This is a genomic window from Sabulicella glaciei, assembly GCF_026183895.1.
Classification (GTDB): Bacteria; Pseudomonadota; Alphaproteobacteria; order Acetobacterales; family Acetobacteraceae; genus Roseococcus; species Roseococcus glaciei.
Genome location: NZ_JAPFQI010000005.1, coordinates 103,231 through 123,716, shown reverse-complemented (window position 1 = coordinate 123,716; position 20,486 = coordinate 103,231). Strand labels below are relative to the sequence as shown.

General features: G+C 71.9%; 22 protein-coding genes. 8 read left to right on the top strand and 14 right to left on the bottom strand.

Annotated elements, in window-relative coordinates:
- Positions 1 to 2: 2 nt before the first annotated feature.
- From OF850_RS09515 to OF850_RS09500, 4 genes are all read right to left on the bottom strand, one after another.
- Positions 3 to 980: a Bug family tripartite tricarboxylate transporter substrate binding protein gene (locus OF850_RS09515; protein WP_301589809.1), complete on the bottom strand. Its 978-nt coding sequence runs from the start codon at positions 978 to 980 to the stop codon at positions 3 to 5.
- A 60-nt stretch (positions 981 to 1,040) separates the two neighbouring features.
- Complete coding sequence (locus tag OF850_RS09510) at positions 1,041 to 1,928, bottom strand: prephenate/arogenate dehydrogenase family protein (protein ID WP_301589807.1); 888 nt, start codon at positions 1,926 to 1,928, stop codon at positions 1,041 to 1,043.
- Between the two features lie 142 nt (positions 1,929 to 2,070).
- Positions 2,071 to 3,165 carry a histidinol-phosphate transaminase gene (gene hisC, locus OF850_RS09505; RefSeq protein ID WP_301589806.1) on the bottom strand — a complete coding sequence of 365 codons (1,095 nt, stop codon included), beginning with the start codon at positions 3,163 to 3,165 and terminating at the stop codon, positions 2,071 to 2,073.
- Positions 3,162 to 3,923 carry a chorismate mutase gene (locus OF850_RS09500; protein ID WP_301589805.1) on the bottom strand — a complete coding sequence of 254 codons (762 nt, stop codon included), beginning with the start codon at positions 3,921 to 3,923 and terminating at the stop codon, positions 3,162 to 3,164. Before OF850_RS09500 ends, hisC begins: the two co-directional genes overlap by 4 nt.
- Positions 3,924 to 4,001: 78 nt before the next feature.
- On the opposite strand from OF850_RS09500, the gene metX reads away from it, so the two are divergent.
- The 4 genes from metX to phbB all read left to right on the top strand — a co-directional run bounded on the left by metX (position 4,002) and on the right by phbB (position 7,164).
- Positions 4,002 to 5,150 carry a homoserine O-acetyltransferase MetX gene (gene metX / locus OF850_RS09495; protein WP_301589804.1) on the top strand — a complete coding sequence of 383 codons (1,149 nt, stop codon included), beginning with the start codon at positions 4,002 to 4,004 and terminating at the stop codon, positions 5,148 to 5,150.
- Complete coding sequence (locus tag OF850_RS09490) at positions 5,147 to 5,710, top strand: DinB family protein (protein WP_301589803.1); 564 nt, start codon at positions 5,147 to 5,149, stop codon at positions 5,708 to 5,710. The genes metX and OF850_RS09490 overlap by 4 nt, the downstream gene beginning before the upstream one ends.
- A gap of 35 nt (positions 5,711 to 5,745) precedes the next feature.
- A complete protein-coding gene (metW, locus tag OF850_RS09485) occupies positions 5,746 to 6,345 on the top strand; it encodes a methionine biosynthesis protein MetW (RefSeq protein WP_301589891.1) in 600 nt (199 codons plus the stop codon).
- 96 nt (positions 6,346 to 6,441) lie between these two features.
- Positions 6,442 to 7,164: an acetoacetyl-CoA reductase gene (gene phbB, locus OF850_RS09480; protein ID WP_301589802.1), complete on the top strand. Its 723-nt coding sequence runs from the start codon at positions 6,442 to 6,444 to the stop codon at positions 7,162 to 7,164.
- A gap of 12 nt (positions 7,165 to 7,176) precedes the next feature.
- Here the strand turns inward: phbB and OF850_RS09475 are convergent, their stop codons facing one another.
- The 10 genes from OF850_RS09475 to OF850_RS09430 all read right to left on the bottom strand — a co-directional run bounded on the left by OF850_RS09475 (position 7,177) and on the right by OF850_RS09430 (position 16,560).
- Positions 7,177 to 7,320 carry a hypothetical protein gene (locus OF850_RS09475; protein WP_301589801.1) on the bottom strand — a complete coding sequence of 48 codons (144 nt, stop codon included), beginning with the start codon at positions 7,318 to 7,320 and terminating at the stop codon, positions 7,177 to 7,179.
- A gap of 69 nt (positions 7,321 to 7,389) precedes the next feature.
- Entirely contained in the window at positions 7,390 to 9,198 is a 1,809-nt protein-coding gene (gene lepA, locus OF850_RS09470) for a translation elongation factor 4 (RefSeq protein ID WP_301589800.1), read from the bottom strand.
- A 55-nt stretch (positions 9,199 to 9,253) separates the two neighbouring features.
- Positions 9,254 to 10,411 carry an MFS transporter gene (locus OF850_RS09465; RefSeq protein WP_301589799.1) on the bottom strand — a complete coding sequence of 386 codons (1,158 nt, stop codon included), beginning with the start codon at positions 10,409 to 10,411 and terminating at the stop codon, positions 9,254 to 9,256.
- 3 nt (positions 10,412 to 10,414) lie between these two features.
- Positions 10,415 to 10,792, bottom strand: coding sequence for a hypothetical protein (locus OF850_RS09460; RefSeq protein ID WP_301589798.1), 378 nt, complete (start codon positions 10,790 to 10,792; stop codon positions 10,415 to 10,417).
- 86 nt (positions 10,793 to 10,878) lie between these two features.
- Complete coding sequence (gene pheT, locus OF850_RS09455) at positions 10,879 to 13,350, bottom strand: phenylalanine--tRNA ligase subunit beta (protein WP_301589797.1); 2,472 nt, start codon at positions 13,348 to 13,350, stop codon at positions 10,879 to 10,881.
- A 4-nt stretch (positions 13,351 to 13,354) separates the two neighbouring features.
- Positions 13,355 to 14,422 (bottom strand): phenylalanine--tRNA ligase subunit alpha, encoded by a 1,068-nt coding sequence (gene pheS / locus OF850_RS09450; protein WP_301589890.1) that lies wholly within the window; start codon positions 14,420 to 14,422, stop codon positions 13,355 to 13,357.
- 77 nt (positions 14,423 to 14,499) lie between these two features.
- Entirely contained in the window at positions 14,500 to 14,868 is a 369-nt protein-coding gene (gene rplT / locus OF850_RS09445) for a 50S ribosomal protein L20 (RefSeq protein WP_301589796.1), read from the bottom strand.
- Positions 14,869 to 14,886: 18 nt separating this feature from the next.
- Positions 14,887 to 15,093, bottom strand: coding sequence for a 50S ribosomal protein L35 (rpmI, locus tag OF850_RS09440; RefSeq protein ID WP_207539063.1), 207 nt, complete (start codon positions 15,091 to 15,093; stop codon positions 14,887 to 14,889).
- Between the two features lie 149 nt (positions 15,094 to 15,242).
- On the bottom strand, positions 15,243 to 15,833 hold the full coding sequence (locus tag OF850_RS09435) for a hypothetical protein (RefSeq protein ID WP_301589795.1): 591 nt from the start codon (positions 15,831 to 15,833) through the stop codon (positions 15,243 to 15,245).
- Between the two features lie 94 nt (positions 15,834 to 15,927).
- A complete protein-coding gene (locus tag OF850_RS09430; RefSeq protein WP_301589794.1) occupies positions 15,928 to 16,560 on the bottom strand; it encodes a hypothetical protein in 633 nt (210 codons plus the stop codon).
- 93 nt (positions 16,561 to 16,653) lie between these two features.
- On the opposite strand from OF850_RS09430, the gene dapF reads away from it, so the two are divergent.
- The 4 genes from dapF (at position 16,654) to OF850_RS09410 (ending at position 20,481) form a co-directional block, all read left to right on the top strand.
- A complete protein-coding gene (gene dapF / locus OF850_RS09425; RefSeq protein ID WP_301589793.1) occupies positions 16,654 to 17,475 on the top strand; it encodes a diaminopimelate epimerase in 822 nt (273 codons plus the stop codon).
- Positions 17,468 to 18,655: a MiaB/RimO family radical SAM methylthiotransferase gene (locus OF850_RS09420; protein WP_301589792.1), complete on the top strand. Its 1,188-nt coding sequence runs from the start codon at positions 17,468 to 17,470 to the stop codon at positions 18,653 to 18,655. The genes dapF and OF850_RS09420 overlap by 8 nt, the downstream gene beginning before the upstream one ends.
- 332 nt (positions 18,656 to 18,987) lie before the next feature.
- Positions 18,988 to 19,908 (top strand): signal recognition particle-docking protein FtsY, encoded by a 921-nt coding sequence (gene ftsY, locus OF850_RS09415; protein ID WP_456313986.1) that lies wholly within the window; start codon positions 18,988 to 18,990, stop codon positions 19,906 to 19,908.
- A gap of 63 nt (positions 19,909 to 19,971) precedes the next feature.
- On the top strand, positions 19,972 to 20,481 hold the full coding sequence (locus OF850_RS09410; protein WP_301589790.1) for a CHAP domain-containing protein: 510 nt from the start codon (positions 19,972 to 19,974) through the stop codon (positions 20,479 to 20,481).
- Positions 20,482 to 20,486 lie beyond the last annotated feature (5 nt).

The following is a 20,486-nucleotide window of genomic DNA, read 5'->3' as shown; positions in this document are numbered from 1 at the left end:
GTTCAGTCCAGCCTGATGCGCGCCTCGCGGATCACCCGCGCGTAGCGCTCCGCGTCGCGGCGCAGCAGCGCGGCCGCGTCGGCCGAGGAGCCACCGCCGACGATGAAGCCGCTTTCGCGTAGCCGCGCCCGGGCCGCCGGCTCGGCCAGGGCGCGGTTGGTGGCGGCGACCCAGCGCTCGGTGATGGGGTCCGGCAGGCCGCCCGGGCCGATGATCATATACCAGACATTGGCGTCGAAGCCGGGAAAGCCGCTCTCGGCCACGGTGGGCAGGTCGGGCAGCCATTCCACGCGCTGCAGCATGGTGACGGCGATGGCGCGCACCCGCCCGGCGCGGATATGCGGCAGGTAGGTGGGCAGCGTGTCCATCGCCACGTCGATGCGCCCCGCCAGCACCTCCGTCACCGCCTGGCCGGTGCCGCGGAACGGCACGTGCACCATGGACAGCCCGGCCTGGGCGGAAAGCAGCTCCGCCGCCAAATGCTGCTGCGTCGCGACGCCGGAGGAGGAGTAGTTCAGCTTGCCCGGATTGGCCTTGGCGTGGGCCAGGAAACCCGCAAAGTCGCGCACCGGGCTGTCATTGGGCACCACCACGACGAGCGGCACCGTGCCGGCCAGGATCACGGGCGTCTGGTCGCGCAGGATGTCGTAGGGCGGCGGGTTCATCAGCGGCGGCACCACGGCGGAGGCGCTGACCGTCGTCATCGCCAGGGTGTAGCCATCCGGTCGCGCGCGCGTGACCTGCCCGATCCCCAGCGTGCCCGAGGCGCCGGCCCGGTTCTCGATCGCCATCGCCTGGCCGAGCTCCTCCTGCAGGGTGGGCTGGAGGGCGCGGGCGATGATGTCCGTCCCGCCGCCGGGGGCGAAGGGGATGATGAAGTTGATCGGCCGCGTCGGGTAGGCGCCGGGCTGGCCCCCCTGGGCGCGGGCCAGGGCCGGCGCGGCCAGGGCGGCGAGGAGCAGGGGACGGCGGGGGATCATGGACGGGCTTCCCTGATTGTTTTGGGGAAGCCTAGACGGCGGGACGCCGCGGCGTCCATGTCATGCCTGCTTCCGCTCGATCAGCGAGCGGCGGATCTTCCGGCCCCGCTGGATGCGGTCCACGATGAACTCCTCCTGCCCCCAGCGTATGGCGCGGCCGAAGGCGTGCGCGTCCTCCGTGAAGCGGGCCAGCATCTCCAGCACCGCCTCGCGGTTGTTCAGGAACACGTCGCGCCACATCGCCACGTCGCTGGAAGCGATGCGGGTGAAGTCGCGGAAGCCGGAAGCGGCGAATTTCAGCACGCTTTCGCGCGTTTCCTCACTGAGGTCGTCGGCCGTGCCGCAGATGGTGAAGGCGATGAGGTGCGGCAGGTGGGAAACGATGGCCACCACCTTGTCGTGCGTCGCCGCATCCATGCTTTCCACGGCCGAGCCGCAGCGGCGCCAGAACTCCCGCACCTTTTCCACCGCCTGGGGGTCGCCGTTCGGCAGCGGGGTGACGATGCAGTAGCGCCCCTCGAACAGCGTCGGGAAGCCGGCATCGGGGCCGCTATGCTCCGTGCCCGCCATGGGATGCGCGGGCACGAGGCGCACGCCGGGCGGGCAAAGGGGCAGGAGGTCGCGGATGACGCTGCCCTTGGTGGAGCCGACATCGGACAGGATGGCGCCGGGGGCGAGATGCGGCGCGATGTGCCGCATCACCCCGGCATAGGCGCCGACGGGCACGCAGAAGATGACGCCGTCCGCGTCCTTCACCGCCTCGGCCGCATCCTCCTCCACCCGGTCGGCGAAGCCCAGCTCGCGCACGCGCGCCAGCGTGGCGGCGGAACGCGCCGTCACCACCACCTCCCCGGCCAGGTCGCCGCGCTCGCGGTTGCGCCGCGCGATGGAGGAACCGATCAGCCCCGCGCCGATCAGGCAAAGGCGCTGGAAGACGGGGGTGGTCACCGCGACACCCGCCGGCGGCATCCTGGCCGCAAGGCGGCCGGCGCGCGGCTCGGAACCGCCCAACCCGCGCTCCACGTCTGAGGCGCGCAAGCCAAGCAGCCGGAGGCCGCGCCCGGCGCCTGAGGGCGAGAAATCAACGAATTCACGAGGACTTCGTCCTCATGAACTCCGTGAGCGCGTCGATCACCATCTGGCACTCCTCGGCGGTGCCGACGGTGATGCGCAGGCAGGAAGGCAGGGCGTACCCGCCGACCATGCGGGCGATGACTCCGCGCGCGCGCAGCGCCGCGTCGGCAGCCACTGCCCCCTCCGCCGTGCCGAAATCGGCGAGGACGAAGTTGCACGCGCTCGGCCAGGCCTTGATGCCCGCCGCCTCCAGCCCCGCCGAGAGCTTCGCGCGCCATTCCTCGTTGTGCGCCACGCTGCGCTCGATCCAGCCCGGCTCCGCCAGGGCGGCGATGCCGGCCTGTATGGCGGCGGCGTTCACGTTGAAGGGGCCGCGGATGCGCGCCAGCACGTCCGCCACATTGGGCGGCATGTAGGCCCAGCCCAGCCGCATCCCGCCCAGGCCGAAGATCTTGCTGAAGGTGCGCGTCATCACCGTGTTGCCCGAGGCATCCACCAGCGCCTGCCCGGGGTCGTAGTCGGGGTCGGTGACGTATTCGGCATAGGCCGCGTCGAGGATCAGCAGGATGTCGTCGCGCAGCCCGGCGCGCAGCCGCTCCACCTCGTTCCGCGGCAGCAGCGCCCCGGTCGGGTTGTTGGGGTTCACCAGACAGACCAGCTTGGTGCGCGGCCCCACCGCCGCCAGCATCGCGTCCACGTCGGCGACGAGGTTGCGCTCCGGCACCTTGATGACGCGGCAGCCGGCATAGCGGCCCGTCAGGTCGTACATCACGAAGCCGTGCGCGGGCATGATCAGCTCCGTCCCCTCGCCGCCATAGGCGAGGATCAGGTAGGCGATCAGCTCGTCCGAGCCGTTGCCGCAGACGATGCGCGCGGGGTCGAGGCCGAAGCGCGCGCCGATCGCCTCGCGCAGCCGCGTCGCGCCGCCATCGGGGTAGCGATGCGCCTCGCGCGCCATCGCCGTGATCGCCTCCACCGCCATGGGCGGCGGGCCGAAGGCGCCCTCGTTGGAGGAGAGCTTGATGATCCGGTTCACCCCCGGCAGCTTCGACTCGCCGCCGACATAGGGCTCGATCGAGAGGATGGAGGGGCGGGGGAGCAGCGCGGTCATGCGGCACCTCGTTCGGGAAGGGCGTAGCGGCCGAGCACGGTGGCGCCGGGCGGCGCCGTCTCGGCCTCCAGCAGGGCACGGGTTCTCCCCGCCTCGCGCCGGGCGATCAGGACGCGGGCGCCGGGGTGGCGCGCGGCGAGGGCGGCGCGGCTTTCCTCCGGCGCTTCCAGCCGGAACAGCACGCGGTCCTCGCCGGAGGAATCGGCCGGGTTCAGCGCCACCACCGCGGCCTCCAGCGGCGGCTCGCCGGGATGGAGGAAGGGCAGGCGCGCGATGACCTGGAGCTGCTGCGCGTCGAAGCGGGTCCACCACGCCTCCTCCTCCGCCTCGCCGTCGCGCGGCCAGGGGAGGAGGGCGGCGGCGGCCCCGCCCCCGGCCACGGCGCTCAGCGCGGCGGCGAGGCTGGGCTGCGGCCGCAGGGCAGTGCCGGTGCCGAAATGCTCGGCGGCGAGGCGCGCGAGGGCGGGGTCGGGCGGCACGGCCACGGAGAAGCCGCCCTGCTGGGCGACGGAGGCGGCGAAGATCTCCCGCCAGATGCGGACCAGGGCGGCGCGCGGCAGGCTCCCCTCGTGCCGGCGGAGCAGACGGCGCAGGATCGCAGCCTCCCGCCCCGGGCGCAGCACGGTTCCGCTGGGCTTGGCGGCGCTGGCGGCGAGGCGCGCCACGGCGTCGGCGCGCCGCATCAGCAGCGCGTGCATCCCGTCATCCAGCGCGTCCAGCTCGGCGCGGACTCCGGCCAGTGTCTCGGTGTCTGCCATTCTTTCCCCGGCATAGCGGTCCCCCCGCCGCAAGCCAAGTTGCCCCGGGGCTTGGCCGGCCCTATCTCCTGTCCCAGGATGAGGACGCTCGCCCCCTTTCCGGTCGTGGAGCACCAGCGCGTCGTGCTGGAGGAGGGGCTGACGCTCGACTGCGGCGCCACGATCCGGCCGCTTGCCGTCGCCTTCCGCACCTATGGCACGCTCAACGCCGCGCGTTCCAACGCCATCCTGATCTGCCACGCCCTGACCGGCGACCAGTACGTGGCCGAGCGGCAGCCCGTCACCGGCAAGCCCGGCTGGTGGTCCAACCTGGTCGGCCCCGGCCTGCCGGTGGACACGGACCGGTTCTTTGTCATCTGCGCCAACGTGCTGGGCGGCTGCATGGGCACGACCGGCCCGCGCGAGGAGATGACGGACGAGGACGGGCGCGGGATGGGCCGGCCCTGGGGCACGGATTTCCCCACCGTTACGATCCGCGACATGGTCCGCACCCAGAAGAAGCTGGTGGACCACCTGGGCATCACCCGGCTGCTGGCGGTGATCGGCGGCTCCATGGGGGGCATGCAGGTGCTGGAATGGGCCGCGACCTATCCGGATTCCGTGCTGGCCGCCGCGCCGGTCGCCTGCGCCACCCACCACAGCGCGCAGAACATCGCCTTCCACGAGGTGGGGCGCGCCGCCATCCACGCCGACCCGGACTGGAAGGGCGGCCGCTACTGGGAGGACGGACGCATCCCGGCCCAGGGCCTGTCCGTGGCGCGCATGATCGCGCACATCACCTATCTGAGCGAGGAGGCGCTGATGCGGAAATTCGGCCGCCGCCTCCAGGGCGCCAGCGCCGTGACCTTCCTGGAGGACGTGTTCCAGGTGGAAAGCTACCTGCGCCACCAGGGCTCCACCTTCGTGCGGCGCTTCGACGCGAATTCCTACCTCACCATCACCCGCGCCATGGACTACTTCGACCTCTCGCAGGAGCACGGCTCCGTCGCGGCCGCCTTCGAGAACACGCCGACGCGCTTCTTCGTCGCCTCCTTCAGCAGCGACTGGCTTTTCCCGACGAGCGAGAGCCGCGCCCTGGTGCGCGCCCTGAACGCGGCCGCCGCGCGGACCTCCTTTGTCGAGATCACCACCGACAAGGGCCACGACGCCTTCCTCCTGGATGAGCCGGATTTCCATCGCGCCCTGGGCGGCTTCCTGCGCGGCGCGGCGCGCGAGGCCGGACTGTGAGCGGCGCGGCGCTGCTCCTCGCCCAGGCGCGCAACAATGCCTGGGCGAATCTGCGCCTGCACAAGGCCTGCGCGAAGCTGAGCCAGGAAGAGTTCGAGGCCCCGCGCACCGGCTTCTTTCCCTCCCTCCGCGCGACGCTGAACCACATCCTCGTCATCGACCGCTTCTACGTGGATGCGATGGAGGGCGGCACGCTCGGCCCTGCCGCCTGGGCGGACCCGGAGCCGTGCCGGACGATGGCGGAGTTGCAGCCCGCCCAGGCGGAGGTGGATCGCCGCCTCGTCGCCTTCTGCGAAGGACTGGACGATGCGGCGCTGGGCCGCGTCATTCGCGTCCACCGCATCACCCGCGTGCAGGAGGAGCGGGCGGACCGGCTGCTGCTGCACGTCTTCCAGCATCAGGTCCACCATCGCGGCCAGGCCCACGCCATGCTGTCCGGGACCGTCATCAAGCCGCCGCAGCTGGACGAGTTCTTCAGCCATGGCGAGGCGCCGCTGCGCGCTGTGGAGTTCGCGGAACTCGGCTGGAGCGAGGACACGGTGTTCGGGGATTTCCGCTGATGCCCGACGGCCATATCCGCTACGTCGCCAAGAACATGCGCCTCGACCTCCGCCTCATCGCGGAGATGATTCCCGAGGGCGCGCGGGTGCTGGACATCGGCTGCGGCGACGGCTCGCTGATGGCGCATCTGGTCGAGGAGAAGCGCGCCGATGCGCGCGGCATCGAGATCGACATGGGGGCGGCGACCGACGCGGTGGCGCAGGGCCTCTCCGTGATCCATGGCGACGCGGACAACGACCTCGCCTTCTATCCGGATGGCGCCTTCGACTACGTGGTGCTGTCGCGCACCCTCCAGGCGGTGGAGCGCCCGCGCGAGGTGCTGCGCCAGATGCTGCGCATCGGCCGCCACGCCATCCTGTCCTTTCCGAATTTCGGCCACTGGCAGGTCCGCTGGAAGCTGCTTTCCACCGGCCGCATGCCGGACACGGAGACGTGGTCGCGCCCCTGGTACGAGACGCCGAACATCCATCCCTGCACCATCCTAGACTTCGTCGCCCTGGCGGGGCTGGACGGCTATGTCATCGAGCGCTGGCTGGCGGTGGACGAGAAGGGAGCGCGCGCGCCGTGGCGCCGATCCGTGCGCCTTGCCAACCTTTTCGGCGAGCAGGCGCTATTCCTGCTGCGGCGGAAATAGCGGGCCGTTTTCCGCGGCGCACGACAAAGGCTTGATTTCGGCAAGCCGCTTGGGGTGCAATCGCAACGGCCTCGGAATGGCTGGGAGGAATCGGCAATGGCACGTTTGGCGCTCGTCACCGGCGGGCAGCGCGGCATCGGCGCTGCGATCAGCGAAGGCCTGAAGGCCGCGGGGCGAACGGTCGTCGCCAGCTATGCCGGCAATGACGCGGCCGCGCAGGCCTTCACCGAGCGCACGGGCATTCCTTGCATCAAGTTCGACGTGTCCGACTACGAGGCCTGCGTCGCCGCCGTGCAGAAGGTGGAGGCGGAGCACGGGCCGGTTGAAATCCTGGTGAACAATGCCGGCATCACGCGCGACTCCGTGATGCGCAAGCTGACCAGGCAGATGTGGGACGACGTGATCGATACCAATCTCGGCTCCTGCTACAACACCTGCAAGGCTGTGTGGGACGGCATGACGGCGCGCAAGTTCGGGCGGATCGTCAATATCGGCTCCATCAACGGGCAGGCGGGGCAGTACGGGCAGGTGAACTACGCCGCCGCCAAGTCGGGCATCCACGGCTTCACCAAGGCGCTGGCCCAGGAAGGCGCCCGTAACCAGATCACCGTCAACGCCATTGCTCCAGGCTACGTGGACACGGAGATGGTGCGCGCCGTGCCGCCCGACGTGCTGGAAAAGATCATCGCCCGCATCCCGCGCGGCCGCCTGGGCACGGCGGAGGACATCGCGCGCGGCGTGGTCTTCCTGACGGCCGACGATGCGGATTTCATCACCGGCTCCACGCTGAGCATCAATGGCGGTCAGCACATGTACTGAGCCGCGCGGGGCCTAGCCCCGCTCGTCCGTCTCGTCTTCGCCGTCTTCGTGGTCCGGCTCGTCCCGGGCCGCGTCTTCGGCGGAGCGGCGACGGGTCTCGTCGCGGCTCTGGAAGTATTCGCTCAGGCGGATGTTGAGGCAGTTTTCGTCGGGCATGGCGACTCGAACGCCCGAGGCGCGCCGGGGTGGCATCGGCCCCCTGCGCCCCAGCCATGAAGCCGCGCGTCAGCTATCCATCTTGAGGGCGGCGATGAAGGCGCTTTGCGGGATCTCGACCTTCCCGAACTGGCGCATCTTCTTCTTGCCCTCCTTCTGCTTCTCCAGAAGCTTTCGCTTGCGGGAAATGTCACCGCCATAGCACTTGGCCGTGACATCCTTGGAGAGCGCCGAGATCGTCTCGCGCGCGATGACGCGCCCGCCGATCGCGGCCTGGATGGGGATGCGGAAAAGCTGCCGGGGGATCAGGTCCTTCAGCTTCTCGCAGATCTGCCGCCCGCGCTTCTCCGCCGCCGAGCGGTGCGCCATGAAGGCCAGCGCGTCCACCGGCTCGTTGTTCACGAGGATGGAGATGCGGACGAGATCGCTCTCGGCATAGCCATCCATGCTGTAGTCGAAGGAGGCATAGCCGCGGCTGACGCTCTTCAGCCGGTCGTAGAAGTCGAACACCACCTCGTTCAGCGGCAGGCGGTAGACGGCCATGGCGCGATTGCCGACATAGGTCAGCTCCACCTGCTGGCCGCGCCGCTCGTTGCAAAGGGTCAGGATGGGGCCGAGATGCTCGTCGGGCACGAAGATCGTCGCCTTGATCCAGGGCTCCTGGATGGTGCGGAACTTGGTCGGGTCCGGCATGTCGGCGGGGTTGTGCAGCTCCTCGACGGTGCCGTCATTCATCTCGAGCTTGTAGACGACCGACGGCGCGGTCGCGATCAGGTCGAGGTTGAACTCGCGCGACAGCCGCTCCTGGATGATCTCCAGGTGCAGCAGGCCGAGGAAGCCGCAGCGATAGCCGAGCCCCAGCGCCAGCGACGTTTCCTGCTCGAAGTGGAAGGAGCTGTCGTTCAGCCGCAGCTTGCCCAGCGCGTCGCGCAGCTTGTCGAAATCATCGGCATCCACCGGGTAGAGGCCGCACCACACCACGGGGATGGAAGGCTTGAAGCCCGGCAGCGCCTCGGGCGCGGGGTTGCGGTCGTCGGTGATGGTGTCGCCGACGCTGGTGTCGGCCACGGTCTTCATCGCGGCGGTGAGGTAGCCCATCTCGCCCGGGCCCAGGCTGTCCACCGGCACCATCTTGGGCGTGAACACGCCCACCTGGTCCACCGTGTAGGTGGCGCCGTTGCTCATCATGCGGATCTTCTGGCCCTTGCGCAGGTGGCCGTCCTTCACCCGTACTAGGATCACCACGCCCAGGTAGCTGTCGTACCAGCTATCCACCAGCAGCGCCTTGGTGGGGCCCTTGCCGTCGCCCTTCGGCGCAGGCAGGCGGGAAACGATGGCCTCCAGCACGCCCTCGATGTTCAGCCCGGTCTTGGCGCTGATCTCCACCGCATCGGAGGTGTCGAGGCCGATCACGTCCTCGATCTGGCTCTTCACCCGCTCCGGCTCCGCCGCGGGCAGGTCGATCTTGTTCAGCACCGGCACGATCTCGTGCCCCGCGTCGATCGCCTGGTAGACATTCGCCAGCGTCTGCGCCTCGACCCCCTGGGACGCATCCACCACCAGCAGCGACCCCTCGCAGGCGGCGAGCGAGCGCGACACCTCGTAGGCGAAGTCCACGTGGCCCGGCGTGTCCATCAGGTTCAGCGTGTAGGTCTGGCCGTCCTTCGCCTTGTAGCGGATGCGGACGGTCTGCGCCTTGATGGTGATGCCGCGCTCGCGCTCGAGCTCCATGTTGTCGAGCAGCTGTTCCTTCATGTCGCGGTCGGCCACCGTCCCCGTGCTCTGGATCAGGCGGTCGGCGAGCGTGGACTTGCCGTGGTCGATATGCGCCACGATGGAAAAGTTGCGGATGAGGTCGAGCGGCGTTTCGGAGGTCATGGAAGCCCGGCAGGGGAAGGGGTTGCCGGGGGACATAGGGCATGGGGCCGCGAAGTCAAAGCGCGCGCGGCAGGAGCGGCGCCAGGCGCCACATGGCCCATGCGCCCAACAGTGGCCCAACGCCCAGCAGCGCGAAGGACGGTCCCCAGCCCAGCGCCGGCACCGCCCAGGCCATGAGCTGGATGGCCGGCACAGTGAGCAGGAAGCCCATCGCCGTCTGCACCGTCAGCATGGTTCCCACGAGGTCCGGCCGCGCGCAGAGCGTGGTGCAGGCGCTGAACTGCGCGGAATCCGCCACCACCGAAACGCCCCACACCGCTGCCAGCGGCCAGACCAGCCAGTCCGGCGCGAAGCCGATGGCGATGGCGCAGCCGCCCGAGACGAGCATGGCGGCGGCGGCCACCCGCGCGCGGTTGAAGCGGTCGGCCAGCAGCCCCAGCCCGACGCAGCCCAGCGCGCCGCTGCCCACCACCAGCGCGGTGAGCAGCCCGGCCTCCTCCCCCGCGCCGCGCGCGAGGAGGAACAGCCCGACCCAGGCCCACATGGCGTAGAGTTCCCACATGTGTCCCAGGTAGCCGAGATTGGCGAGGCGCAGCCGCCGGTCGCGCCACGCCTCCAGCGCCTGGCGCGGGTCGAAGGGCGGGCGGCGCACCACGAGCGGCCCCTCGCGGAAGGGCAGGATGCACAGTCCCCCCAGCAGCGAGGCCGCCCCGGCGGCGAGGTAGACCACGTGCCACTCGGGCGTGCCCAGCAGCGCCGGCACGGCATGCGGCGCGGCGGAGCCCAGCGTCACCGCCCCCACCACCAGGCCGATCAGCAGCCCGATATCGCCCCGTGCCCAGCCGGAGGCGAGCTTCATCCCCACCGGGTAGATGCCGGCCACGCAGGTCCCGGCCAGGAAGCGCAACGCATAGGCCCCCGTCCCCGCCGGCTCGACCAGGGCCTGCATCATGGTCGCCAGCCCGGCGAGCGTCGCTGAGCCCAGAAACAGGGCACGCGCGGGAAAGCGATCCGCCGCCGCCAGAACGGCGGAAACCAGCGTCCCCGCCACGAAGCCGCCCTGCACGGCGGCGACCAGCCAGCCCGCCTCGCCCCGCGTCACCGCGCCGGCGGCGAGCAGGGCGGGCACCGCCGCCGTCCCCGCGAACCACACGGCGAGGGACAGGGTGATGCCCAGCAGCAGCAGTGCCAGACTGCGCGCCTTGCCCGGCATCGCTCAGGCCAGGCAGCGGATCTGCGTCGAGGCGCGCAGCACCTCATCCGGGATGCGATGCGCCGAATGCCCCAGGGGGAAGGAATAGCTCTGCCCGCCCCGCAGCAGGTAGCCCCGCGGGTTGGCCGTGGAGGTGGCGCCGGGCGCGCGGAAAGAGATGCGGAAGGGGCGCGCCACGTCCGGGTCGCGGTTTTCCACCTGCACCTCGTAGTGCCAGGCGGGGTTCGTGCCTTGCTTGGCGGTGATGCCGGCGATGCCGAAGCACCCGGCCGCCACGCAGTCACGCTCCTCGACCGCGGCGTCGCGCGCCAGGGCGGGGGCGCCGGGCAGGCTGGCGGCGGCTGCGAGGATGGCGGTGGCCAGGGCGATGCGCGGGATCATGACGGCTTCCTTTCGCTGGAAAGGACGCTAGGCCCCGCCGCCGCGCCGCGCCAATGGACTGGCGCGATCGCGGAGTTCGGCGCCGCCTATGCCCGAAGCTGCGCGCCCGTCGCCTTGCCGACCGCCGCCACCACCTTCTGCCCGGCCGCCTCGATCTCGGCATCGGTCAGGGTGCGCTCGCGTGGCTGCAGCACGACCTGGATGGCGAGGCTCACCTTGCCCTCCGGCAGCTTGTCGCCGGCATAGCGATCGAACAGCGCCACCTCGGCGATCAGCGCCTTGTCGGCGTTCTGGGCGGCGCGCAGCAGCTTCTCCGCCGGGACGGAAGCGTCCACCAGGAAGGCGAAGTCGCGCCGCACCGGTTGGAAGGTGGACAGCTCCGGCGCGGCCTTGCGGCGGCGCTTCGGCTCGGGCACCGCGTCCAGGAACACCTCGAAGGCGACGGCGCCTTCCGGCAGGTCCAGCGCGGCGCAGAGGCGCGGGTGCAGCTGGCCGAACTGCGCCAGCACGGTCTTCGGCCCCTGGCGCACCACGCCGGAGCGGCCGGGATGGTAGTGGCCCGGCGCGTCGGCGGTCACCTGCAGGGCGGCCGTGGGCACGTTCAGCGCCTCCAGCACCGCCATCGCGTCGCCTTTGCTGTCCAGCGCGTCCACCGGGCGGGCGGGGGAGGCCCAGCTGGCCGGGGTGCGGCCGGTGCGCAGCCCGCAGGCCATCGCAAGCTGCCCGGCCGGGCCCGTGTCGCGGTAGCCGCCACCCAGCTCGCCCAGCGCCACGTCGGGGAAGCCGCGCGCCGCATTGGCCGCCGCCGCCAGGGCCAGCGTCGCCAGCGGCGTGGGTCGCATCTGGTCGAGGTCGGAGGCGATGGGATTCTCCAGCCGCAGCGCGTCCGGCGCCTCGCCGAAGCGAGCAGCCACGTCACGCGCCGTGAAACCGTAGGTGACGCATTCCAGCAGGCCGCGCGACGCCAGCACGCGCCGCGCCAGGGTGGCGCGCGCCTGCTTCGCGTCCAGCGACGGCGCGGGCACCACGGAAGACACGGGCAGCGACACGTAAGGCACGGCGTCGAGCCCGCCCAGGCGCAGCACCTCCTCCACGAGGTCGCACTCCGCCTCCACCGCGGCGCAGCCCTCGGCGGCCTTGCGCGCGCGCGCCGGGTCCAGCTGGGGGTCCTGGTCGAGCACGATCGGCGCGGCGATGTCATTGCGCCAGGAGGGGACCTGGACCGTCACCGACGCCGCGTCGCGCGACGCCACGCCGAAGCCCAGCCGCTCCAGCCGCGACACCGCCTCGTCCGCCGGCAGGTCGAGGCCGCCCAGCCCCGCGACGCGCTCGAAGCGCAGCGTGGCGGCGCGGCGCCACGCCGGCTCGGCGCCCGCCTCGGTCACCGTGCTCGCCTCGCCGCCGCAAAGCTCCTGGATCATGCGCGTCGCGCCTTCCAGCGCCTCGCGCATCAGGGCGGGGTCGAGGCCGCGCTCGTTGCGGGAACGCGCATCGGTGAAGATGCCGTGCCGCCGGCCGGACAGCGCGATCCGCACCGGGTCGAACAGCGCGCACTCGATGAAGACCTCGGTGGTGGTCTCGTCGCAGCCCGAATGCTCGCCGCCGATGATGCCGCCGAGGGATTCCGCCCCGGCCGCGTCGGCGATGATGCCGTCCTCCTCCCCAAGCGCGTAGGTCTTGCCGTTCAGCGCCACGAGCTCCTCGCCCGGCCGGGCGAAGCGCATCGTCAGCACCTCGCCCTTCACCTTGGCCACGTCGAAGACGTGCAGCGGGCGGCCGAGGGCGAGGGTGAACCAGTTGGTCACGTCCACCAGCGCCGAGATCGGGCGCAGCCCGGCGGCGGTCAGCCGGTCCTGCAGCCATTGCGGCGAGGGGCCGTTGCGCACGCCGCGCACCGTGCGGCCCAGCGCCCAAAGGCAGGCCTGCGGGTCCGCAATCTCCCACCGTAAAGGCGTCTCGAAGCGCGGCTCGACCGGCTCGGCGCGCCAGGGCTTCAGCGTGCCGAGCCCGGCGGCGGCGAGGTCGCGCGCCACGCCGCGCACGGACAGCGCGTCGCCGCGATTGGGCGTCACCTTCACCTCGATGATGGGATCATCGAGGCCGGCATAGTCCACGTAGCGCGTGCCGACCGGCGCATCCTCGGGAAGCTCGACGATGCCCGAATGGTCGTCGCCCAGCCCCATCTCGCGCGAGGAGAGCATCATCGCCTCGCTCTTGACGCCGCGGATTTCGCCGGGCTTCAGCGTGATGCCGGTGCCGGGGATGAAGGCGCCGGGCATGGCGGCGACGCCGACCATTCCGGTGCGCGCATTGGGCGCGCCGCAGACCACGGACAGCTCGCGCCCGTCGCCAAGGTCCACGCGCAGGGCGCGCAGCCGGTCGGCGTTGGGGTGCTGCACCGCCTCGACCACGCGGGCGATGCGGAACTCGCCCAACGCCTCGGCCGGATTCGTGACACCCTCCACCTCGATGCCGATGGCGGAGAGCGTGGTGGTGATCTCGTCGAGGGTCGCGCTGGTGTCGAGGAACTCGCGCAGCCAGCTCAAAGAAAACTTCATGGAGTCACACGCCCTCGTGCAGGGTGGCGGGGGCCAGCGGGTTCGAGCCGTAATGCTTCAGCCAGCGCACGTCGCCCTCGAAGAAGGGGCGCAGATCGGCCATGCCGTGCTTCAGCATGGTGATGCGCTCGATGCCCATGCCGAAGGCGAAGCCCTGCCACTCGCGCGCGTCCAGGCCGCAATTCGCCAGCACGCGCGGATGCACCATGCCGCTGCCCAGGATCTCCAACCAGTCGCCGCCGCCGCCGAGTTCGCCGGTCTTGCGGTTCCAGCCGATATCCACCTCCATCGAGGGCTCGGTGAAGGGGAAGTAGGAGGAGCGGAACCGCACCGGCAGGTCGGAGATGCCGAAGAAGGCGCGCAGGAAATCCGTCAGGCAGCCCTTGAGGTGGCCCAGCGTGATGCCACGGTCGATCACCAGCCCCTCCACCTGATGGAACATGGGCGAATGCGTGGCGTCATGGTCGGAGCGATAGGTGCGGCCCGGCGCGATGACGCGGATCGGCGGCTCCTGCGAGATCATGGTGCGGATCTGCAAGGGGCTGGTCTGGGTGCGCAGAACGGTGCGCCGCCCCTCGATCGTTCCGGGCAGGTAGAAGGTGTCCTGGTCCTGCCGCGCCGGATGGTGGTCGGGGATGTTGAGCGCGGCGAAATTGTACCAGTCGCCCTCGATGTCCGGCCCTTCCACCACGCGGAAGCCCATGGCGCCGAAGATCGCCGTCAGCTCCTCGATCGTGCGGGAGATGGGGTGGATGGCGCCGCTGGGCGCGGGTCGCGCCGGCAGCGTCACGTCCACCCGCTCGGCGAGGAGGCGCGCGTCGAGCGCTGCGCTTTCCAGCACCGCGCGGCGGGATTCGATCGCGGCTTCCAGGCGCCCCTTCAGCGCGTTCAGCGCCGCGCCGCGCTCCTTGCGCTGCTCGGCCGGCACAGCGCCGAGGCCCTTGAGCAGCGTGGTCAGCGCGCCGGACTTGCCCAGCGCCGCCACGCGAACCGCGTCCAGCCCGCGCAGGTCGGGAGCGGCGGCGAGGTCGGATTCGGTGCGGGCCAGCAGGGCATCGAGGTCGTCGGTCATCATCGGCTCACATCACGAAAAAGGGCCGCGAACGCTCGCGCGCCGCGGCCCCTTGGTCTGCGTTCGTCCCTACCGCGTCAAGCGGCGACGGCGGGCTTCGCGGCCTTGGCCTGCTCGACGATCGCGGCAAAGGCGGCCGCGTCCTCGTAGGCGATCGCGGCCAGCACCTTGCGGTCCATCTCCACGCCCGCGGCCTTCAGCCCGGCGATGAAGGTGGAGTAGGTCATGCCGTGCTCGCGCACCGCGGCGTTGATGCGCTGGATCCACAGGCCGCGGAATTCGCGCTTCTTGTTGCGGCGGTCGCGATAGGCGTATTGCAGCGCCTTCTCGACGCGCTGCAGCGCGGCGCGGTAGGTGGTGGAGGAACGGCCCACATACCCCTTGGCGAGGTTCAGGACCTTCTTGTGGCGGGCATGGGCAGTGACGCCCCGCTTCACACGAGCCATGTCTCTATCTCCTCTCGCTTACCGGGGCAGGCCGTAGGGCAGCCACTGCTTCACCGTCTTGGCGTCCATGTCCGTAAGGACCTGGGAGCCGCGGTTCTGCCGCTTGGCCTTCTGCGAGCGGGCGGACAGGTTGTGCCGCTTCTTGCCGGGGCCGGCGAGGACCTTGCCCGTCGCCGTGATCTTGAAGCGCTTCTTCGCGCTCGAGGTGGTCTTCATCTTGGACATTCGGGCCCTCCTGTCGGTGGGTTGTGGCATCCCACGCATCGGCACCACGCCGAAGGGGGACGCGTCCCGGCCGGGCTGTCCAAAGGCCAAGCGGCGCGGGGGAAGGCGGGCGTGTAGCGGCGCGCCCGCCGCGAGTCAAACGGCCTTCCTCAGCGCGGCAGGCCCACGAGATGCGGCACGTGCGGCTGCGGCAGCGGGATGGCCGACAGCGCGAGGGGGCGCGCGGCGACGGGCTGCGGGGACGGGGTCGGGGGCGCGCCGTCCAGCGGCGGCAGCCCCGGGATCTCGCTCGTGTAGTCGGGGACGATGCGCGCCTGCGCCCCGGCGATGACCAGGACGCGCGCCCCCACGGGCAGGGGGTCGCGGTCGCGCTGGGTCACGCTCACCAGTTCCGGACGGTCGGTGCGGCGGATGATGTATTCGGTGCCGTCGCTCGCCGTCGCCGCGCGCTCTGTCATCGCGCCCAGCACGCCGCCCACCAGCGCGCCGCTCACCGCGCCGAGGGTGCTGGCCATGGGGTGCCCGCCCGAGGCCGCGCCCAGCGCCCCGCCCGAGGCCCCGCCCACCGCCGCACCGGCATGGCCATCGGTCGTGATGGCGATGCGGCGGGCGCCGATCACCACGCCCTGCTGCACCGGGTTGGCCTGCTGGACGGCGCGGCTGGCGTATTCGTCGGGATTGTAGCGGGTGCCGCACCCGGCAAGGGCCAGCGCCAGCAGGAGGGTCGGTGCTGCTTTCATGCACGGGCAGTTATCGCCCCGGTCCGTGCGGCTCAACCTGGGGGCCATACGGATGGCGCATTTATGCCACAATCGCGCCTTGATTCGTTCCGGTTCACCCCGGAGACGGCGGGGCCGGAACGACCGGGGGCGGCGGCACCGCCACGGGCGACGGAACGACCGGCGAGATCGCGACCGGCACCTCGGTGGGGGCGGACAGGGGCGTGGCCGTGACCGGCGCGGGCGACGCGGCGGGCGCGGCAGCGGGCGCGGTCGCCGTGGGCCGCACCTCCAGGTAGTCCGGCACCACCCGCGCCTGCGCGCCCGCGATGACCAGCACGCGCGTCCCGACGGGGATCGGCACGGCGTCGCGCTGGGTGACGCTCACCAGCTCGTCCTTGTCGGCGCGCTGGATGACGTACTCGACCGCGTCGGTGTTGGCCGAGGCGCGCTCCGCCGCCGTGCCGACCAGCCCGCCGACCAGGGCGCCGCCCACCGCGCCCAGGGCGCTGCCCACGCGGCCGGTCGCGGTCGCGCCGCCGACCACGCCGCCCGCCGCCGCGCCGGCCGCAGCCCCCGCCGCGCCCTCGGCCGCGATGGCGACGCGGCGAGCGCCCACCACCGTGCCCCGCTGCACGGGGTTGGCCTGCTGCACCGCGCTGGATGCGTATTCGTCGGCGCTGTAGCGGCTGCCGCATCCGGCGACCAGCAGGGCGAGGGGGAGGAGGAGCAGGAAAGGAGGCGTCATGGCGGCGGGACATTGGCCGCCCCGGCCGCGCGCCTCAAGTCCGGCATGCCCCCCATGCTCGCGGCGCGCGGGGGGAGGGTCTATATCCCTCGCATGCGCCTTCCCTTCCGCAAGATGCACGGCCTGGGCAACGACTTCGTTGTGGTGGACGCGCGCGACCGCCCGACCGGGCTGACCGAGGAGGCCATCCGCCTCATCGGCGACCGGCATCGCGGCGTCGGCTTCGACCAGCTGGTGACGCTGGAGCGTGACGCGGCGGGCGCCGACCTGTTCATCCGCTTCCACAACAGCGACGGCAGCGAGGCCGGGGCCTGCGGCAACGGCACGCGCTGCGCCGCCGCGCTGGTGCTGGACGAGACGGGGCGCAACCGGCTTTCCATCCGCACCGCCGGCGGCACGCTGGCCGCCGAGCGCCTGCCCGGCGGCTTGTTCCGCGTGGACATGGGCGCGCCGCGCCTCGACTGGCGCGACGTGCCGCTGGCGCGCCCCTGCGACACGCTGCACGTGCCGATGGCGGCGGAGGGCGTGCGGGGCGGCGTCGCCTGCTCCATGGGCAATCCGCACGTCACCTTCTTCGTAGATGACCTCGACACGCTGGAGATCGGGCGCATCGGCCCCCTGCTGGAGCGCGATCCCTGGCTGCCCGACCGCGGCAATATCGGCTTCGCGCAGATGCTGGGCCGCGACCGCATGCGCCTCGTGGTGTGGGAGCGTGGGGCAGGGCTGACCCTGGCCTGCGGCTCCGGCGCCTGCGCGGCAGCGGTGAACGCGCATCGCCGCGGCCTGGCGGATCGCGCCGTGACGATCGAGATGCCGGGCGGCGAACTGCGCCTGGAATGGCGCGAAAGCGACGGCCACGTGCTGATGGCCGGCCCCGTCGCCACCGCCTTTTCCGGCGAGATCGCGCTTGGCTGAGGCGCTGAGCTTCGGCTGCCGCCTGAACGCGGCGGAAAGCGAGGCGATGCGCCACCTCGCGGAGCGCAGCGGCTGGGCGGGGGCGCTGGTGGTCAACACCTGCGCCGTCACCGCCGAGGCCGAGGCGCAGGCGCGGCAGGCGATCCGCCGCGCGGCGCGCGAGAATCCGGGTCGCCCCATCCTGGTCACCGGCTGCGCGGCGCAGATCGCGCCCGATACCTGGGCCGCCCTGCCGGGCGTGGCGCGCGTCATCGGCAACGGGCGCAAGCTGGACCCGATGGCCTGGGACGCGCCGCCCGCGCCGATCACCGTGGCGGATCCGGTTGTGCCCGCCGCCACGGCCGGGACGCGCGCCTTCCTGGCGGTGCAGCAGGGCTGCGACCACCATTGCACCTTCTGCGTCATCCCGCAGGGGCGCGGCCCCTCGCGCGGCCTGCCCGTCGCCGAGGCGGCGCGCGAGGCGGCGGCGCTGGCGGAGCGGCACCGCGAGATCGTGCTCTCCGGCGTGGACCTCGCTAGCCACCCGGACCTTGCCGGGCTGATCCGCGCTGTCCTGCGCGCCGCGCCGGGACTCGCGCGGCTGCGCCTGTCCTCGCTGGACCCGGCCGCGCTCGATGACCGGTTTTGGGCCGTCTGGGCGGAGGAGGAGCGTCTGGCTCCCTCCCTGCACTTGTCCATCCAGCACGCCGACGACCTCGTGCTGAAGCGCATGCGCCGCCGCCACCGCCACGCCGACCTCCTGGCCCTGGCCCGCCGCGCCCGCGACCTTCGTCCCGGCGCCGCGTTGGGGGGGGACCTGATCGCAGGATTCCCCACCGAAACGGAGGCGCAACACGCATGGCTCGAAGCGTTCATCGCGGAGGCAGGCCTCGCCTTCCTCCACGTCTTTCCCTATTCGCCGCGCCCGGGCACGCCAGCGGCGCGGATGCCGCCCACCCCCGTTGCGCTGCGGCGCGACCGTGCGGCACGGCTGCGCGCGGCGGGGCTGCGCGAGCGGGCGCGGTTCCTGGCAGGGCGCCTCGGCGCGGAGGAGGAGGTGCTGATGGAAGGCAAGGGCTTGGGCATGACCGCGCATGGCGCCGCGCTGCGGCTTTCCGGCGCCCCCGACGCGCCCGGCACGCTGCTGCGCGCCCGGGTGACGGGCACGGATGGCGCCACCCTGCTCGGGGAGCGCGTCTGATGGCCCTGCGTGATTTGTGGCGCCGCGTCACCGGCAAGGGCGAGGCGCCGCCCGCCGAGGAACCCGAGTCGCGCTCCGATGCACCCCTGGCGGATGCTCCCTCGGCCGAAGCCCAGGTGCCGCACCCGCCTGCGGACCCCTCGCCGGAGCCGCTGACGCCCGAGCCGCCCACCGAGCCGGCCCGGCCGCCGGTGGTCGAGCCGCCGGCGCCGGAAAACCCGCCCGCCCCGCCGCCCGAGATGCCGCCCCCCTCGGTGCCGGAGCCGATCAGCGACCCGATCCCGCCGGAGATCACGCCCCCGGTGATCGAGCCGCCGGGCGGCCCGATGCGGATGGGCGGGTTCTTTGCCAAGCTCAAGCAGGGCCTGTCGCGCTCCACCGCCAAGCTCACCGATTCCATCACCGGCGTCTTCACCAAGCGCAAGTTGGACGACGCCGCTCTGGAGGAGCTGGAGGAGACGCTGATCGCCGCCGACCTCGGCGTGAAGGCGTCGGGGCGCGTGGTGGAAGGCTTCCGCCGCACCCGCTTCGGCCGCGAGGCGACGGATGCGGAGATCAAGGGAGCGCTGGCCGACGAGATCGCCGCCATCCTCGGCCCCGTGGCGAAGCCGCTGGTGATCGACCGCGCGCTCAAGCCGCATGTCGTGCTGGTGGTCGGCGTGAATGGCACCGGCAAGACCACCACCATCGCCAAGCTAGCCGAGCAGTACCGCGCCGACGGAATGAAGGTCATCATGTGCGCGGGCGACACCTTCCGCGCCGCTGCCGTGGAGCAGCTCCAGGTCTGGGGGTCGCGCACGGGGGCGGAGGTGGTGGCCCCCGCCAAGGACGGCGCGGATGCCGCCGGCCTCGCCTTTGACGCGCTTTCCCGCGCGCGGGATGTCGGCGCCGACGTGCTGCTCGTGGACACGGCCGGGCGGCTGCACAACAAGACCGCGCTGATGGAGGAGCTTCGCAAGATCGTCCGCGTGATGAAGCGCCAGGACGCGGCGGTGCCCCATTCCGTGCTTCTGGTGCTGGACGCGACCACCGGCCAGAACGCCGTGTCCCAACTGCGCGTCTTTTCCGAGATGGTGGAGGTTTCCGGCCTCGTCGTCACCAAGCTCGACGGGTCGGCCAAGGGCGGCGTCGTGGTCGCGCTGGCCGAGGAGTTCGGAACGCCCATCCACGCCGTCGGCGTTGGCGAGACGGCCGCCGACCTGCGCCCCTTCGAGGCGCGCCACTTCGCCCGCGCCCTGGTCGGGCTGGAATAACCCTTCTCCTTTTCGCTAGGATGGACCGACGCCTTCGGGGGAAGGCGGACGGGGAATCTTGGCATGTTGGACCGGCGGGGGTTGCTGGGCCTTTCCACGCTTCTGGCGCTTTCCGGCTGCGGCACGTCGCGCGCGCCGCGCATTCCCGGCGTGCCCGAGCCGGGGCCGAGCCTCGACCTGTCCTGCGTTCCCTATGCCCGCAGCCGCTCCGGCATCCAGCTTCGCGGCGATGCCTGGCAATGGTGGGAGGCCGCCGCCGGGCGCTACGCCCGCGGCAGCCGGCCGGAACCGGGCGCCGTGCTGGTCCTGGCCCGCACCTCGCGGCTGCCGCAGGGTCACCTCGCCGTGGTGCGCCGCGTTTCCTCCTCCCGCGAGATCCGGGTGGACCACGCCAACTGGGCCAGCGGCAGCGGCCGGGGCCGCATCGCCGAGGACCAGCCGGTGCTGGATGTCTCGCCGGGCAATGACTGGACGGTGCTGCGCGTCTGGTATCCGCGGGTGGGCGATTACGGCGCTACCGCCTTCGCGGCGCACGGCTTCATCGCGCCGCGCCTCGCCTTTGCCGCAGGGTGAAGCTA

What these genes read in the sequence shown, in the direction of transcription:
- OF850_RS09515 (WP_301589809.1), bottom strand. Translation starts at nt 980, where the DNA reads ATGATCCCCCGCCGTCCCCTGCTCCTCGCCGCCCTGGCCGCGCCGGCC.
- hisC (WP_301589806.1), bottom strand. Translation starts at nt 3,165, where the DNA reads ATGACCGCGCTGCTCCCCCGCCCCTCCATCCTCTCGATCGAGCCCTAT.
- OF850_RS09500 (WP_301589805.1), bottom strand. Translation starts at nt 3,923, where the DNA reads ATGGCAGACACCGAGACACTGGCCGGAGTCCGCGCCGAGCTGGACGCG.
- metX (WP_301589804.1), top strand. Translation starts at nt 4,002, where the DNA reads ATGAGGACGCTCGCCCCCTTTCCGGTCGTGGAGCACCAGCGCGTCGTG.
- metW (WP_301589891.1), top strand. Translation starts at nt 5,746, where the DNA reads ATGCGCCTCGACCTCCGCCTCATCGCGGAGATGATTCCCGAGGGCGCG.
- phbB (WP_301589802.1), top strand. Translation starts at nt 6,442, where the DNA reads ATGGCACGTTTGGCGCTCGTCACCGGCGGGCAGCGCGGCATCGGCGCT.
- OF850_RS09475 (WP_301589801.1), bottom strand. Translation starts at nt 7,320, where the DNA reads ATGCCCGACGAAAACTGCCTCAACATCCGCCTGAGCGAATACTTCCAG.
- lepA (WP_301589800.1), bottom strand. Translation starts at nt 9,198, where the DNA reads ATGACCTCCGAAACGCCGCTCGACCTCATCCGCAACTTTTCCATCGTG.
- OF850_RS09465 (WP_301589799.1), bottom strand. Translation starts at nt 10,411, where the DNA reads ATGCCGGGCAAGGCGCGCAGTCTGGCACTGCTGCTGCTGGGCATCACC.
- OF850_RS09460 (WP_301589798.1), bottom strand. Translation starts at nt 10,792, where the DNA reads ATGATCCCGCGCATCGCCCTGGCCACCGCCATCCTCGCAGCCGCCGCC.
- pheT (WP_301589797.1), bottom strand. Translation starts at nt 13,350, where the DNA reads ATGAAGTTTTCTTTGAGCTGGCTGCGCGAGTTCCTCGACACCAGCGCG.
- pheS (WP_301589890.1), bottom strand. Translation starts at nt 14,422, where the DNA reads ATGACCGACGACCTCGATGCCCTGCTGGCCCGCACCGAATCCGACCTC.
- rplT (WP_301589796.1), bottom strand. Translation starts at nt 14,868, where the DNA reads ATGGCTCGTGTGAAGCGGGGCGTCACTGCCCATGCCCGCCACAAGAAG.
- rpmI (WP_207539063.1), bottom strand. Translation starts at nt 15,093, where the DNA reads ATGTCCAAGATGAAGACCACCTCGAGCGCGAAGAAGCGCTTCAAGATC.
- OF850_RS09435 (WP_301589795.1), bottom strand. Translation starts at nt 15,833, where the DNA reads ATGAAAGCAGCACCGACCCTCCTGCTGGCGCTGGCCCTTGCCGGGTGC.
- OF850_RS09430 (WP_301589794.1), bottom strand. Translation starts at nt 16,560, where the DNA reads ATGACGCCTCCTTTCCTGCTCCTCCTCCCCCTCGCCCTGCTGGTCGCC.
- dapF (WP_301589793.1), top strand. Translation starts at nt 16,654, where the DNA reads ATGCGCCTTCCCTTCCGCAAGATGCACGGCCTGGGCAACGACTTCGTT.
- ftsY (WP_456313986.1), top strand. Translation starts at nt 18,988, where the DNA reads ATGGGCGGGTTCTTTGCCAAGCTCAAGCAGGGCCTGTCGCGCTCCACC.
- OF850_RS09410 (WP_301589790.1), top strand. Translation starts at nt 19,972, where the DNA reads ATGTTGGACCGGCGGGGGTTGCTGGGCCTTTCCACGCTTCTGGCGCTT.